This window comes from Botryobacter ruber (assembly GCF_003347595.2).
Classification (GTDB): domain Bacteria; phylum Bacteroidota; class Bacteroidia; order Cytophagales; family Hymenobacteraceae; genus Pontibacter; species Pontibacter ruber_A.
In genome coordinates, this window is sequence record NZ_QCZK02000032.1 from 1 (window position 1) to 13,603 (window position 13,603).

At 51.7% G+C, this 13,603-nt stretch carries 11 protein-coding genes and 1 pseudogene; all 12 read right to left on the reverse strand.

What is annotated here, in order from left to right:
* Positions 1 to 576: 576 nt before the first annotated feature.
* Positions 577 to 1,245 (reverse strand): phosphatidate cytidylyltransferase, encoded by a 669-nt coding sequence (locus tag DCW36_RS09290; protein WP_114784879.1) that lies wholly within the window; start codon positions 1,243 to 1,245, stop codon positions 577 to 579.
* Positions 1,242 to 2,333 carry a DUF3419 family protein gene (locus DCW36_RS09295; protein ID WP_114784881.1) on the reverse strand — a complete coding sequence of 364 codons (1,092 nt, stop codon included), beginning with the start codon at positions 2,331 to 2,333 and terminating at the stop codon, positions 1,242 to 1,244. The genes DCW36_RS09290 and DCW36_RS09295 overlap by 4 nt, the downstream gene beginning before the upstream one ends.
* Positions 2,330 to 5,014, reverse strand: a complete 2,685-nt coding sequence (locus tag DCW36_RS09300) for a PEP/pyruvate-binding domain-containing protein (RefSeq protein ID WP_114784883.1) — start codon at positions 5,012 to 5,014, stop codon at positions 2,330 to 2,332. Before DCW36_RS09300 ends, DCW36_RS09295 begins: the two co-directional genes overlap by 4 nt.
* Positions 4,948 to 5,916: a UbiA family prenyltransferase gene (locus tag DCW36_RS09305; RefSeq protein WP_114784885.1), complete on the reverse strand. Its 969-nt coding sequence runs from the start codon at positions 5,914 to 5,916 to the stop codon at positions 4,948 to 4,950. The genes DCW36_RS09300 and DCW36_RS09305 overlap by 67 nt, the downstream gene beginning before the upstream one ends.
* A complete protein-coding gene (locus DCW36_RS09310; protein ID WP_114784887.1) occupies positions 5,913 to 7,202 on the reverse strand; it encodes a hydroxymethylglutaryl-CoA reductase in 1,290 nt (429 codons plus the stop codon). The genes DCW36_RS09305 and DCW36_RS09310 overlap by 4 nt, the downstream gene beginning before the upstream one ends.
* 133 nt (positions 7,203 to 7,335) lie before the next feature.
* Positions 7,336 to 8,040, reverse strand: coding sequence for a bacteriorhodopsin (locus DCW36_RS09315; protein ID WP_125185550.1), 705 nt, complete (start codon positions 8,038 to 8,040; stop codon positions 7,336 to 7,338).
* Positions 8,041 to 8,065: 25 nt separating this feature from the next.
* On the reverse strand, positions 8,066 to 8,953 hold the full coding sequence (locus DCW36_RS09320; RefSeq protein WP_114784891.1) for an Rpn family recombination-promoting nuclease/putative transposase: 888 nt from the start codon (positions 8,951 to 8,953) through the stop codon (positions 8,066 to 8,068).
* A 135-nt stretch (positions 8,954 to 9,088) separates the two neighbouring features.
* On the reverse strand, positions 9,089 to 10,105 hold the full coding sequence (locus DCW36_RS09325; RefSeq protein WP_114784893.1) for a zinc-binding alcohol dehydrogenase family protein: 1,017 nt from the start codon (positions 10,103 to 10,105) through the stop codon (positions 9,089 to 9,091).
* Between the two features lie 417 nt (positions 10,106 to 10,522).
* Positions 10,523 to 11,356, reverse strand: coding sequence for an amidohydrolase family protein (locus DCW36_RS09330; RefSeq protein WP_114784895.1), 834 nt, complete (start codon positions 11,354 to 11,356; stop codon positions 10,523 to 10,525).
* Positions 11,349 to 12,203 (reverse strand): fumarylacetoacetate hydrolase family protein, encoded by an 855-nt coding sequence (locus tag DCW36_RS09335; RefSeq protein WP_114784897.1) that lies wholly within the window; start codon positions 12,201 to 12,203, stop codon positions 11,349 to 11,351. The genes DCW36_RS09330 and DCW36_RS09335 overlap by 8 nt, the downstream gene beginning before the upstream one ends.
* 140 nt (positions 12,204 to 12,343) lie before the next feature.
* Positions 12,344 to 13,108: an SDR family NAD(P)-dependent oxidoreductase gene (locus tag DCW36_RS09340; protein WP_114784899.1), complete on the reverse strand. Its 765-nt coding sequence runs from the start codon at positions 13,106 to 13,108 to the stop codon at positions 12,344 to 12,346.
* Positions 13,109 to 13,300: 192 nt separating this feature from the next.
* Positions 13,301 to 13,603: pseudogene (locus tag DCW36_RS09345) on the reverse strand (hypothetical protein); the annotation flags it as partial.

Here is a 13,603-nt window from a genome sequence, read left to right on the forward strand (position 1 = left end):
ATCTATTATCATGTAAGTGAGATTAAGATAAAGTCACTCACTGATTTACACCAAATTTTAAAAGAAGGTTGATGAATTTATTCTGACAGCTTTACGTAGCGGTAACTGGTGGTAATATATGGTGCCAGTTTTCAACTGGCGTAGCTGAAAATTCGTGCTTTTGTAACCACGCCAGTTACAAACTGGCACCATGGACAACCACCAGTTACCGCTACGCTCAAACTGGCGGTAGGAATCTATGAATATATCAATATGTATACTATAAAGTTCAATATTTTCCCTACAAGATTAGCTTTGAAGGGGGTAGGGGGATGATTACATCAGTGAGTTTTTTTATAAGTGATTTTTTCTTCAGCACGAGTTACATCCCCCTTACCCCCTTCAAAGGGGGACTTTTTCGCAGGATGTGAAAAAATTTTTTCCGTACCTGCTACCATAACAACCGAAGCATAATTACAACGATGCCGCTAAACTATATCCCGAATTCTGATAATTCTAAAATCCTGCAAATCCTGATTCAGACAAATAGAAAATCACAGAAATCAAGAAAATCACCGTTAATCAAAGGTTCAGACTTCACACAAAAAACATCATACACAACAACACCGATGCGGGGATAGTCAGGTTATCATACCCGTTCCTGCTGAAGCCCTCCGACACTGCGGCAATAAAGGCTATGATACCAGCCCGAAGCAGCACCTCGTTCGTAGCAGCTCCCTCAGTCAAAACTATCGACAGAAAAGATACCAATACGAAAGCGCTGAGGAAGAACATACCCGAGCCCATCATGGTTTTGCTGCTTCTGCCTACTTTGTAGCGACCTACGGCCCACTTTTTGCCGGTAGAGGCGGCGATGGGGTCGCAGATGGCGAGCGTGAGGACGGGCAGGTAGAAGTAGAGGTACTGCTGTTCGAAGTGTTCGAAGGCCAGGTAACAGCCGTATACCGCCACCGGGTAGGCGATGCTGCCGACGGAGGGGCGGTCGATGGCGTTGATGGACTTGAGCAGGTTATAGCGCATGCTCGCTATCAGGATAAGGGCGAAGGCGGAGCAGAGCAGCAGTACGAGCCAGTGGTTGCCCAGCATGACCGGGAAAAGCAGCGTGAGCATGCCGGTGCAGGCGTGCACGATTTTGCGCGTGTGGTCGGCTTTTATGTTGAACCCGTGGTGCAGCAGCTCCGCTACACCGAACAAAGCCAGGAACAGCCCGGCCAGGATAAAAGTATTCAGGATGTCTTCTCTCATGTCACCTGGTCCACGATAAACTGGTTGTAGAAAAAACCTTTGTCCGCTTCCGAAAGCTTTCTGGATGTCTCTTTCAGGTAGACGGCCTTGCTGGGATAACTACCGGAAATTCGCCGGGGCACCATCAGGTTCCAGTAGGCTAGTTTGCCGCCTGGCGCGGTGGCCTCCAGCAGCTGGCCTGCCGCCCGCTCAAACAGGCGCCTGTTCATGTATTCGAAGATATTCGATAAATTCATCGCATGAAACGTGCCATATTCCGCTACGGCCGCTTCGGCATAACCTTCTTTTATGCGGAGCTTGTCGAGGTTCGCTTTCACTTTTACAAAGTTTTCGGGCTGCAGGTAGTGGGGCAGCAGGTCGCCGAAGGAGCCGGTCAGGTTGAAGCGGAGCATGTAGTTCTGCTGCGCCTTTTCGCTCTGCAGGTGCCGTTCGGCTTTCTTGAAAATGTAATCGCCAACCGGCACTTTTACTTCCCGCAGGAACTCCGGGTCGCGGCCGTACTTGCCCATGATGTACTTGCTGAAGAACACCCGGAACATCATGCGCCAGCGCCAGGTGTTCCAGTGCTGTGCATAATAGTGTTCCTGCTCCTGCGCCGTCTTGGGCCGTAGCAGCGCTTCCACCTCCTTCTGCGAATGCACCCAAGGCAGCACCCGCTTCTTGAAGAACCGGAAATACTGCTCGAACTTCCCCTGCGACACAAGCCCTTTCTTTACCTGCAACAGGTTGTTCTCCCAGAACCGGCGGGCTTCATCGCTCAGCTCCCCTTTCAGCTGATGAAACGTCTTCTCCCGCTCTTCCGACGGCCGGAAACCCAGAAATGCCAGTACCTCTTCGTACGGCAGTTGCCGGATGCAGGCCTGCTTGAGCTCAATCAGGTGCAGCTGCACTTTGTTCACATCCACCGCCACCACGAGCTCCGGGTCTGTTGTCAGCAATGAAAAACTGTTGTCGCCTGCCGAACCGATAGACAATATCCTGCTGCCCGGCTGGGGGTTCAGGCCCTCCAGCAGGATATCGGCATCTTCCCAGCAATTGGCGTAGCGGATGATATCGAAGGAGACTTTCTCGGTCAGGGTCTCGCTCATAAAGCTTTGTTCAGTAATCTGATTTCACCTGTACTGCCGTCCATCTCTATCTCGTCGCCGGTGCGCAATGTTTTCAGCAGGCCCGTTACGCTCACGATGCAGGGCTTGCCCATCTCCCGCGATACAATGGCGGAGTGGCTGAGCAGGCTGCCACGTTCTACAATAATGGCCGATGCACTTGGGAATAAGGTTACCCAGCCAGGGTCGGTGCTGGAGGTGACGAGGATATCGCCGTTCAGTGAGGTGGCCTCCTGCGGATTCCGTATCACCCGCACCTTGCCGCGCACCCTGCCGGGGCAGCAGCCAATGCCTTTCAAATCGCCTTCGATGGTTTCGAGTTTACCGGTGCTGAAGAAGTCGTTGGCGTGGTACACGGGGCCATGGGTGGCAAAGCGCTCTGAGGGGGGCTCCTGCTTTACATGCTCTTCAAACTCCTCTTTCCGGAGGGCGATGAGCTTTTTAATACTGCGCGTTACCGAGGCACCTTCCAGGTAAGAAAAGATTTCTTCTTTGGTCAGGAAGAAGATGTCGCGGGGGTGTTCGATGATGCTTTCGGCGTAGAAGCGCTTGCCCATGTTCGCGAAAATTTCGCGTACGATGCCAAAAGCCCGGGTGCGTTCGTAGCGCAGGTTCTCCCGAGAGCTCACCAGTTCCCGTGCCTTTTTAAGCGTCCGCTTTAGTCGCCACTTCTTCAGCGGCTGGTTCTTCAGTGCCTCGTGCAGCTCCTGCTCCGCTTTGCTGCGGATTTCTTCTTCTACCTTGCCCGATGTACTCGCGGCGGTAATACCTGTTTCCACGTACGACTTCAGCACCCGCACAAACTGCGTCGGGTCCTGAGTGTAGGAGATGGTTTCCAGCTTCAGCTCTCCGATACAGCGTTCGCCAAAATCGTCGATGTAGCGGTCTATCTCCTGCTTCAGCGCCACGAAGTTTGGTGCAGCACTGCCCGACAAAATCCGCCAGATGCTTTTCTCGTCCTGCTTCAGGAACAGCCTCTTCAGTTCCGCATCGGATGTAACAGTGGTGGCCAGTGCTATGCTGCGGTGAATGGGCTGGGTAGAGATGATGTCGCTGCTGCCGCAGAGCAGGTCGTTGTGGATGTTTGGATTTTGACTGATGCCGAACTGCGCACACTGCTTCTGCAGTATCCCAAACCAAATCATAGCAAAGAAATCATTCAGCAGCGGCGCTTTCCATTCGTTCAGCAGCTTCCGTTCGAAATCCAGGTAGAGCTGCATGAGCTCGTGCGCGTCTTTGTCGGCGTAGTCTATATTTTTGTAATGCGAGATGGTTTCGTGGAGCAGCTGCATGAAATCGCGCCTTTTACGGGGCAGCGCCAGGAAGCGGCGGTACATATTTACCCCCATCTTCACCATCCGCCACCAGGCTGCTCCTTTGGATAAGCGGTAGCTTTCCGGAATATCGAAGCGCTCCTTCACGCCCATCATCTTCTCCATAAAGCGGGCGTTGATGCTGTAGCCCGGCAGCAGGGCCAGCATGTGGTACCAGGTTTTGAGGTTGTAGTACACCCGCCCGTTCAGCAGGCCCAGCGTGTTGGCAAATACCCGCTCGTGCTGCTTTATCACCTTCGGGTCCACGCCCATAAATTCCGAGAACAGCTTGTAAGCCCCTTCGTAGGATTTGCTGATGAAGGAGAAGGTAAGCGGGGTGGTAACGCCGGGGTACGATTCGATGATGTTGCTGTTGTCCCACAAGGTATAGGCCCCTTGCTGGTCGGCCAGCTTGTGCAGGTTGGTGATGGGGCGCGCCTGCAGCAGGTAAATCTTATTTCCGGCAACGGCAAATTCGATGTCCTGCGGCTTGCCGAAGGCGGTGCGGCAGGTGTCGAGGATGGCGGCAATTTCGTGAATCTGCGCTTCGGTGAGGGCCGGAAGGTTTACTGCACCCGCCTCCACAGCCTCTGTTCTGGTGCCACCTTTGCTTTGAGAGTCGATAACGACCCGGTGCGTTTTCTCCGCCAGTTGTGACTGTATTGCGCCCTCCTTCAGAATGAAGGTATCAGCATTCAGCTCTCCGGATACCAGTCCTTCGCCTAACCCATACACGGCACTGATGACTTTGGCCCGTCGGTCGCCGTTGATGGGGTTGATGCCAAAGGCCACGCCCGCTGCCTCAGCCGGAATCATCTCCTGCACAATTACGGCTATCCCAAATTTCTGCGACAGATGGTTGTTCTTACGGTACGCGTACACCCGTTCCGAAAAAGCCGATTTCCATACTTTCCGGATGTTCTCCGCCAGCTCCTCCTTTGTTATGTACAGGTAGGACTCGAACTGACCGGCAAAGGAAAAGTCGCTACCGTCTTCGTCGATGGCAGAGGACCGAACCGCAAAAAAAGCAGTATCCGGAAAGTAAGCCACAAGCTCTTCTACAAAAGCATCGGCTATGGCGATGGAATCGATGAAGGCTGAAATGGCCTCATAGCTTTCCTCCTGCAAAGTAGGTGGCACCAGGGCCGACAGCTCCTCCGGCGGAATGACCACCCATTTCGGTACGGGCAGCCCAAGCTCCTTCAGGCGGTAGAGGTTGCGCGCTTTACCACCTACGGTGTGCGCCTCGGCCAAATCGGGTTCGGCATCGCGGATGAACCGGATTAGCGGAATAGGAGTTGCTGCAGCATAGGTATCCCGCCTAAGCTCAGGTACATAGAGATGGTCCATACGGCAGAAGCTAGCTCAATGCTTTTAGAAGTTTTTTCAGTTTTAGTTGAAAGGAACAGCACCGCCGGCAGCGAGCACAGCAGGAAAATGGAGCCCAAAATGAAAAAGGCCATCTGCCCGAAACCGGCATAATGTGCAGCGGCAATGCTCAGGCAAAGGGTGACAAAGAGAATGCCAATCCACAGCCAGACGGCTCTTGCTGCACCCAGCATAGCAGAATAGGTCAGCACCCCTTCCGCTTCTTTTTCCGGTGCCCGAATTTTACGGCCTACCTCCTGCACCACGCCGTTCATGTAAGACACGGCGAAGAAGAACAGCAGGCCTTTGGGAGCCGCCACCCCTTCCAACAGCCAATCCAATCCGCTGGCGTAGATATCCACGAGCGGGATGATGAACATGTGCGAAGCCACGTACCAGAACTGGTGTTTCTTGAGCCACTCCGCCACAAAAAACTCTTTGCCCATGAGCGAGAGGTAGCCAATTACCACGAGGTAGATAAGCAGCATCTTCGGCATGAACCACATGATCACGCTCACCTGCAGCACCGCCACGACCATCCCGATAACCAGCAGTTCCCGTAAGCTGATAAGCCCCCGCGGCACAGGCAGGTTCTTTCGGTATCTGGCATCGTCTTCGGCATCTTTGAATTCATCGAAAATGCGGACCAGCAGAAAAAGCGTGATGGTGGTAAAAATGCCCACTAAAAAGGTACTCCAACTCACAAAGCCTTCTGCCCCGCGGCAGATGCGGGAGTAGGCAATGGCCGAGAAGCTGAAGGACGCCACCAGCACCCCATGCCCCAGGACAGGGAAACGCTCTTTCTGGTAAATGTAAAAGCGCCTGTAAAAGGGCAGGCTGTTTTCTGCCGTTTTGCTGTATTCGTTGGCTGTTAGTGTTTTCATGCGACCTCCTGCTTCTTTCGTCCCAGGTTTTTATGTGCTGCCGAAAAATGGCCAGCCGACAGCGCTGCCGCAATCGAAAGCTCACCTGCCAGTACCACGGCACCACATATTTCAGCAAACTTGCGGGCCTTGCCGGGACCGTAGCACTCCATCAGTTCCAGGCACTCCCGCTGTGTGGGCAGACTCGTACCGCCGCCTACGGTGCCTACAATCAGGTTGGGCAAGGTAACGCTGGCGTAGAGGGAGCCATCCTTGTTCAGTTCCATGCGCGTAATGCCGGTAGCAGCCTCCGCCACACAAGCCGCATCCTGACCAGTGGCAATGAAGAGAGCTGTAAGACCATTTGCATAATGCCCCTGCGCCCCGATAGCGCCGCTCTGGATGACGCCCACAGTAGAGGAGCGCCAGTATTCGGCCATGGCCTCCGGCGTGGTTTTGAGTACGCTGTTGACGATGTGCTCGGGCAGCACGATTTCGGTGGTTACTTTTTTGCCGCGCACATTGGTAAAGGAAAGCACGGTGGCTTTTTTATCGCCGGAGTAGTTGCTTTCGATAAAGTAGAACTCCGGTTTAATGGGAGAATTTTCGATGATATAGTGGCAAATCTGGTCGGTGCAGAGGGTGACCATGTTCTGCCCTGCCGCATCGCCTGTGTGGAATTCAAAAGTCAGGATGAGGTGGTTACCTTCGATGTTGGCTTTCATGTCGGTGAGTTTGGCGTAGCGGCTGCAGCGCTCGGTAATGGCCTTGAACTCCTCCATCTGCGGCAGCGCCCAGGCAATGAAAAGTCCCAGTTCGGCAATGCTGCTGAACTTGAACACCGGGCTCCGCTGCACCCCTTCCACGAGGCAGATAGACGTAACGCCACCCGCCAGGTAACACGCCTTTGCTCCCCGGTGGTACGAGGCCACCAGGGCACCCTCGCTCGTCGCCAGCGGCACAAAGAAATCGCCCTGCGCCGCAGACCCCAGCACCCGCACTGGCCCAATCACCCCCGTCGGCACCAGCGACATGCCAATGTAGTTTTCGATGTTGCCTTCCAGCTGCTTCAGGTCGGAGAAGGGCTGCTGCCCCGTCAGGTACGGCAGCTCTTTCTCGGTTTCCTTTGCCAGAAACTCCTTCCGTTTCGCCACGCTTTCTTCCGACACACCAAGCTCTATCGGGAGCCGGTCGCTTTTGATGTTCTGAACGGCTTTGTTCCGGATGCTCTCCGCCAGCACGGCAATATCGCCAAAGGTGCTGAGGATTTGGAGTGCTTTGTCTGATTTAGCTGAGGATGATGCCATGGCGGTGACTTTAGTATATTCGGTTCTCTACTGTAAAATGTAAAAGAACCTTTGAATATAGTAAAATATCACCAAATTGATGCCAAGATGGATTTAATTATTGGATATTATAACGGGGAGTGGTAGTGCAGCTTTATTTACTGTTGAAAAAATACTCCCCAAGCTCAATCACCTTTAGGTCTACTGAATCGGTTGCGTTTCTCTCAAATTGATGAACAGCCCTTTGGGAGCTCTTATCATTAAAATGCCGAAGCACTTCATACGCTTTTGCCCTGTAGCTATAATTCTCAGAGGTATCAACAAGTATTTTTTCCATAGCGTATGCTGCAGGTTTGTACCCAATTATTTGGAGACCCAACATCGCATACAACCTGTATTTCAAGTCCTTCTCTAAAATTTTTTTAGTCAGGATGGGACCTATTGCCTTGCCTGCTTGCTCTATTGGCTGGACTATGTATTCTTCTGCTACCGACTGATTTTGAAATACAGTATAGTAATGGACTACACATTTCTCGTTTATTAATCGACCTGCAAGAACATGATATGCTACCGTGAGGGCAAGAACCGCTAAGCTAACTTTATAGTCCCTCTTCTTTAGGCGTATCAGCGTGAATATTATCAGGTTAAAAGTTACCAACCAGAAAATGGTTTTGTAGAAAAAAATTTCAGTTAAGGCCTTTTCAAGCCTCTCCAACTCTTCTCCCTTTGGAGTCCATGCATAATTGTCTGTCATTGTTGCAAGTTGCCAAAAGGCAATTACTAAGGCACTGACAAACAGATAAGGTAATATTCTTTTAACAACTCCTCCCATTAAAGCTACTGCTGGCTTCTTTAACAATACTTATTTTGCAATAAAGACTGGGCTAATCTTTATTTGTCTGCTTGAGCTTTTCTATTTGGTCTACAGGTAAGCCGGTAGATTTTGATATGATTTGAACATCAACGCCTACATTTAGTAACTCTTTTGCAATTTCTATCGCTCTTTCTTCTCGTCCTTCTTCTTTTCCTTCTGCTCTACCCTCTTCTCTGGCTGTATCTAAAGAATTTTTCATATCGCGGTAATACTTTAAGCTGTCTTCGTAGGAGCGTACCTGCTCTGGTGTGAAGCGGGCTATTTCAGCAGTTTCAAACAATTTTTCAAACACACGCTCACGCAGTTTTTCCGGCACCCGGTCGAGACGGTTGAGGTTGCGCAATACGTAAAGCCACTTGTCGAAACGCGTTTCCAGTTCGTCCAGCGTTTTGTTGAACTTGGGCATTTCCAGGTAGATGAAGGTGAGCTTGTCGTAGAAGACCTCCATTGTTTCGGTGTCGGTCAATTTAACATCGTAGCGGAATTTGGCAGGTTCGGCTTTGTCTTCGTCAAACACGAAATCAAGAATGGCAATAGTATAAACAGCTTTGAGTTCATAGTTCCAGTCGGCCCGCTTTGCCTGCTCCCGGATAGGGAAGGTAGAGTAGTAGACGGTGCGGTCTTTAAAGAAATTCTGCTTTGTCTTTTGCAGTTCCACGATAAACTTCTCGCCGCGCTCGTTTTCGCAGTAGAGGTCGAAGATGGCTTTTCGGTCTACTTCACCGGTTCCAAGTTGCTCGTTCTTCAGGTAGGTCAGGTGCTTTATCTCACCCTGTTCCTCCTGCAAAAGCACATTCAGGAAGTCCAGCAGCAAATCCTTGTTGGGTTCTTCTCCAAACAATCTTTTGAAACCGTAGTCGGTGAAGGGATTGATGTATTTTTCTGCGAATTCAGCCATTTCCAATTGTCTATACCCAAAGATATAAAAATTTAAGCGTCACCGCACCCGCCACCATAGCCACTGCACCACAAAAAAAGGCCCCGTCACCGGGGCCTTTTCATCTAAACTATTCTACTGTACCTGTCACCAGACCTACTCCAGCTCCACCATGGCTTTGATAACGCCGGTGGCCGGGTCGAGCCAGCTTTCGAACTCGTCTTTTACCTGGTCGAAGCGGACGCGGTGGGTGATGTAGGTGGTAGGGTCTACCAGTCCTTTTTTCATGGAGGCAATCACGTGCTCGAAGTCGCTGCGGTGGGCGTTGCGGCTGCTCATGAGCGTAGCTTCGCGCTTGTGAAACTCCGGATGGCTGAAGCTGATGTCGCCTTTCTGCAGACCTACCAGCACGTAGCGTGCACCGTGGGCCATGTACTGAAAGCCGTTGTTGATGGCGCGCAGGCTGCCGGTGGCGTCAATTACCACGGTAGGCATGTCGCCGTTGGTTATCTTCTGCAGTTGTGCCATCACATCCGGCGACAACGCATTTACCACATGCTCGACCTTCAGCTTTTCTTTGCAGAACTGCAGGCGCGACTCGTTGATGTCCATGGCAATGACGTGGGCGCCGGCAATGCGGGCAAATTCCATAATACCCAGCCCGATTGGACCGGCACCAATTACCAGCACGTACTCCCCTGGCTGCACATCGGCACGGCTTACCCCGTGGGCGCCAATGGCCAGCGGCTCTACCAGCGCCAGCTCATCAAAGCTCAGCCCCTCGCCATGCACCAGCGACTCCGACGGCACCGACAGGTATTCGGCCATACCGCCATGAACGTGCACGCCGCATACTTTCATGTGCGTGCAGCAGTTGCCTTTACCCATGCGGCAGGCAATGCAGGTACCGCAGTTGAAGTACGGGATAAACGTAACAGCCTCGCCTTTCTCGAAACCGGGCGCATTGTCGAACTCCACCAGTTCGCCTGCCAGTTCGTGCCCCAGGATGCGCGGATACTCGAAGTAAGGCTGCGTGCCTTCGTAGGCGTGCAGGTCGGTACCGCAGATACCGATGCGTTTAATTTTAATGATGGCCCTGCCTGCTTCCAGGTCAGGCTTTACTCCGGTAGCGTAATCAAACTGCTTTGGAGTGGTACAAACTAAAGTTTTCATTTATTTGGGTACTCGTTAAGAGGTACATTGTTAAAAAGTCCCCCTTTGAAGGCTAATCCTTAGGGGAAATTTGGGTTACTACAAATTGCGCTAATGCGAGCTTGCAGCTCGTACTTCCATTTCCTGGGCTAAAGCGATGAACTGCTACATACGCTACATGAAATAATAGCAGCTTTTTCAAACGAAACCCAGGCCTTTAGATCCTAATTGTGGTATGTAAGTACGAGCTACAAACTCGCACTAGCAAAGGGGAATATTTCTGCTTCAAGTTTTCAACTTGGAGCTTTTTGTGATGAAAGCTTTCAGCTTTCGTGCCTTATACAACAAGCTTTCATACACAAGCAAGTTGAAAACTTGCTTCATATTAGCTCCAAGTTGAAAACTTGAAGCAGTTTATTCTTTTCCTAATCCGTTTCCTTACTTCAGCCCATAAAAGGCAGCAGCATTGCCTCCGAAGAAAGCGGCCTGCTCATCCTTGCTGAACGCGGAGAAATAATCTTCCACAATGCCCAGCATTTCGGCGTAGGAACCTGCTACCAGGCATACAGGCCAGTCGGAGCCGTACATGATGCGGTTTGGCCCGAAGGCTTCTACCACCGTATCGAGGTACGGGCGGAAGTCTTCTTTTTTCCAGTTGCGCCAGTCGGCTTCGGTTACCATGCCGGATATTTTGCACATCACATGCTCGTACTGCGCAACCGCCTGCATGTCCTGCTTCCAGCCATCTACTTTTTTAGCTTTGATATAAGGCTTGGCGATGTGGTCAATCACAAAAGGCTGGTCCGGGAAAGCGGCTACAAACTCTTTCGTAAAACCCAGCTGGTCCGGGAAGATGAGGATGTCGTAGGTGTAGTTGTAGTTCTTCAACTTGCTAATGCCGTGCTTGAACTCCGGACGCAGCATCAGCGCCCGGTCTTCGGCTCCCTGCAAAATGTAGCGGAAGCCTTTCAGCTTGGCAAAAGGCTCGTACGACGACAGCGTGTCCCCTACATTATCGGCCAGCAAATCTACCCAGCCTACCACGCCTTTGATGAAGTCATGCTTTTCGGCCAGGTCGAGCAGGAAGTCGTTTTCGAACTCCGGCTGCGCCGACTGCACCAGCACGCACCCATCGAACCCATGCTGTTCCAAGACAGGCTGCAGGTCCTCGGGCAGAAAGTCGCGCTGTATGGCGTCCATGCCATCGTTCAGCCACGCTTCCCGCACCGGGTCGTATTTCCAGAAATGCTGGTGGGCATCTATCTTAAGCATGGTACGCTTTTACATTTTGTCTCGACATGCCCAGGCCTTCGATACCCAGTTCTACCACATCGTCCGGCTTGAGGTATACCGGCGGGTCAAAACCTAAGCCTACACCGGCAGGTGTTCCAGTCGAAATCACATCGCCCGGCAGCAGCGTCATGAAGCGGCTCACATACGAAACCAGGTGCGGAATGCGGAAGATGAAGTTAGAGGTGTTGCCGTCCTGCATTATCAGGTCGTTTACTTTCAGCCATAGGCGCAGGTTATCTACATCAGCTATCTCGTCTTTGGTCGCCAGGAATGGCCCCATGGGTGCGAAGGTATCGCAGCCTTTGCCTTTGTCCCAGGTGCCGTTGCGCTCGAGCTGGAACTCCCGCTCCGACACGTCGTTGTGCAGGCAGTAACCGGCTACGTAATCCATGGCTTCTGACTCTTCCACGTAGCTTGCTTTTTTGCTAATTACAAAGGCCAGTTCCACTTCCCAGTCCGTCTTCACCGAGTCGCGCGGTATTACTACATCATCAAAAGGGCCAACCAAAGCAGTCGTCGATTTCATAAAGATAACCGGCTCGGAAGGTATCTGCGCCTTGGTTTCTTTGGCGTGGTCGGCATAGTTGAGGCCGATGCACACAATTTTGGACGGACGCGCAATCGGGCTGCCCAGGCGGCTGCTTTCAGGAATACGCTCCAGCTTGCCTTCATTCTCGTTGAGGAAAGCCTGCAGACGAGTCAAGCCGTCTGTTTCGAAAAAGCGTTCGTTATAATCTTCGCCAAAAGCAGATGTATCGTAGGCTACATCATCCAGCATAACACCGGTTTTCTCCCGGTTCAGTTCTCCGTATCGTATTAGTTTCATAGGAATGCGTTTGCCTCAAAAGAGGCTGAATGTATAATTGTGTTCTTTGTTTATTTTTAGAGCAGGTAAGCAAGCTAAACTGCATTTGTGGTGTATAAAATGTTTACTGCACCTGCCACCACAGCCACTGCTCCAGCTTTTTAATTATTCAGCTTGATAAAACCACCGTCAATAGGATAATCGTTACCCGTAATAAAGGAAGCTTCGTCGGAGCAGAGGTAGAGAATCAGTTTTGAAATTTCGTCGGGTGTTCCCATACGGCCAATGGGCTGTGTTTTCGAGAGTTTCTGAAACATCTCCGCTTCCTGCCCCGGATAGTTCTTAGCCAGGAAACCATCTACAAAAGGCGTATGCACCCGTGCCGGCGAAATGCTGTTGCAGCGGATGTTGTCGTGCAGGTAATCTTTGGCGACCGACAAGGTCATGGCATACACGGCTCCTTTGCTCATGGAATAGGCAAAGCGATCGGGCAAGCCTACCACGGCGGCTATAGAGCCCATGTTCAAAATAGCACCGCCCCCGTTCCGTTTCATCACCGGAATGGCTGCGTAAAGGCAGTTATATACACCCTTCACGTTTACCTGGTACACCCGCTCAAAGTCTGCTTCCGTGGTAGTATCGGCTTTGCCAATGTGAGAGATACCGGCACTGTTCACCAGGATGTTGATGGTACCAATCTGCTGAAACAGCTCCACTACGTCCTGCTGTTTGGTTACGTCGCATTGCTGCACAAAAGCCTGTCCGCCGGCTTCACGTATTTCAGCTACTGTCTGCTCAGCCTGCTGGGCATGCACATCCAGCACGTGCACCGTGGCCCCCTGCCGGGCAAAAGTAAGCGCAACCGCTTTGCCAATGCCGCTTCCGGCCCCGGTTACCACGGCTGTTTTGTTAGTCAGTTCAAACATGTTGTTTGGTATGAGTTAGATTTTGATGATTCTGTTTATTTGTCTGAACCTGGATTCATCAGATTATGGGATTCATCAGATTTGATCAGTTCCTGTATGTACAACTTCCTCTAACCTGCCTTTCCTGTTCTTTTTCCCGGAACTGCGAAAATCCTGTTAATCCGTCAATCCCTCAAATCCTGATTCAGGCTACTACTGTACCGCCTTGTGGCGCACCCCCGCCTCATGGCTGCTGTAGTCCTGCGCAACAGCCTCCTCGTGTTTGCCTGCTATCAGCGCATACACCACGATTACCAGGAAGCACACCAGCGGCACGTAGAACGACATACCAATGCTGCCGGTCAGGTCCGACACCTGTCCCTGCACTGCCGGCAAAATAGCCCCGCCCAGGATCGCCATGATCAGGCCGGAGCCGCCAATCTTGGTATCGTTGCCCAGCCCCGTGATACCCAGCCCGTAGATGGTCGGGAACATGAGCGACATACAGCCGGAAAT

Excerpts from the sequence above, each read along its gene's own strand:
- DCW36_RS09290 (WP_114784879.1), bottom strand. The coding sequence starts at position 1,245 with ATGAGAGAAGACATCCTGAATACTTTTATCCTGGCCGGGCTGTTCCTG.
- DCW36_RS09295 (WP_114784881.1), bottom strand. The coding sequence starts at position 2,333 with ATGAGCGAGACCCTGACCGAGAAAGTCTCCTTCGATATCATCCGCTAC.
- DCW36_RS09300 (WP_114784883.1), bottom strand. The coding sequence starts at position 5,014 with ATGGACCATCTCTATGTACCTGAGCTTAGGCGGGATACCTATGCTGCA.
- DCW36_RS09305 (WP_114784885.1), bottom strand. The coding sequence starts at position 5,916 with ATGAAAACACTAACAGCCAACGAATACAGCAAAACGGCAGAAAACAGC.
- DCW36_RS09310 (WP_114784887.1), bottom strand. The coding sequence starts at position 7,202 with ATGGCATCATCCTCAGCTAAATCAGACAAAGCACTCCAAATCCTCAGC.
- DCW36_RS09320 (WP_114784891.1), bottom strand. The coding sequence starts at position 8,953 with ATGGCTGAATTCGCAGAAAAATACATCAATCCCTTCACCGACTACGGT.
- DCW36_RS09325 (WP_114784893.1), bottom strand. The coding sequence starts at position 10,105 with ATGAAAACTTTAGTTTGTACCACTCCAAAGCAGTTTGATTACGCTACC.
- DCW36_RS09330 (WP_114784895.1), bottom strand. The coding sequence starts at position 11,356 with ATGCTTAAGATAGATGCCCACCAGCATTTCTGGAAATACGACCCGGTG.
- DCW36_RS09335 (WP_114784897.1), bottom strand. The coding sequence starts at position 12,203 with ATGAAACTAATACGATACGGAGAACTGAACCGGGAGAAAACCGGTGTT.
- DCW36_RS09340 (WP_114784899.1), bottom strand. The coding sequence starts at position 13,108 with ATGTTTGAACTGACTAACAAAACAGCCGTGGTAACCGGGGCCGGAAGC.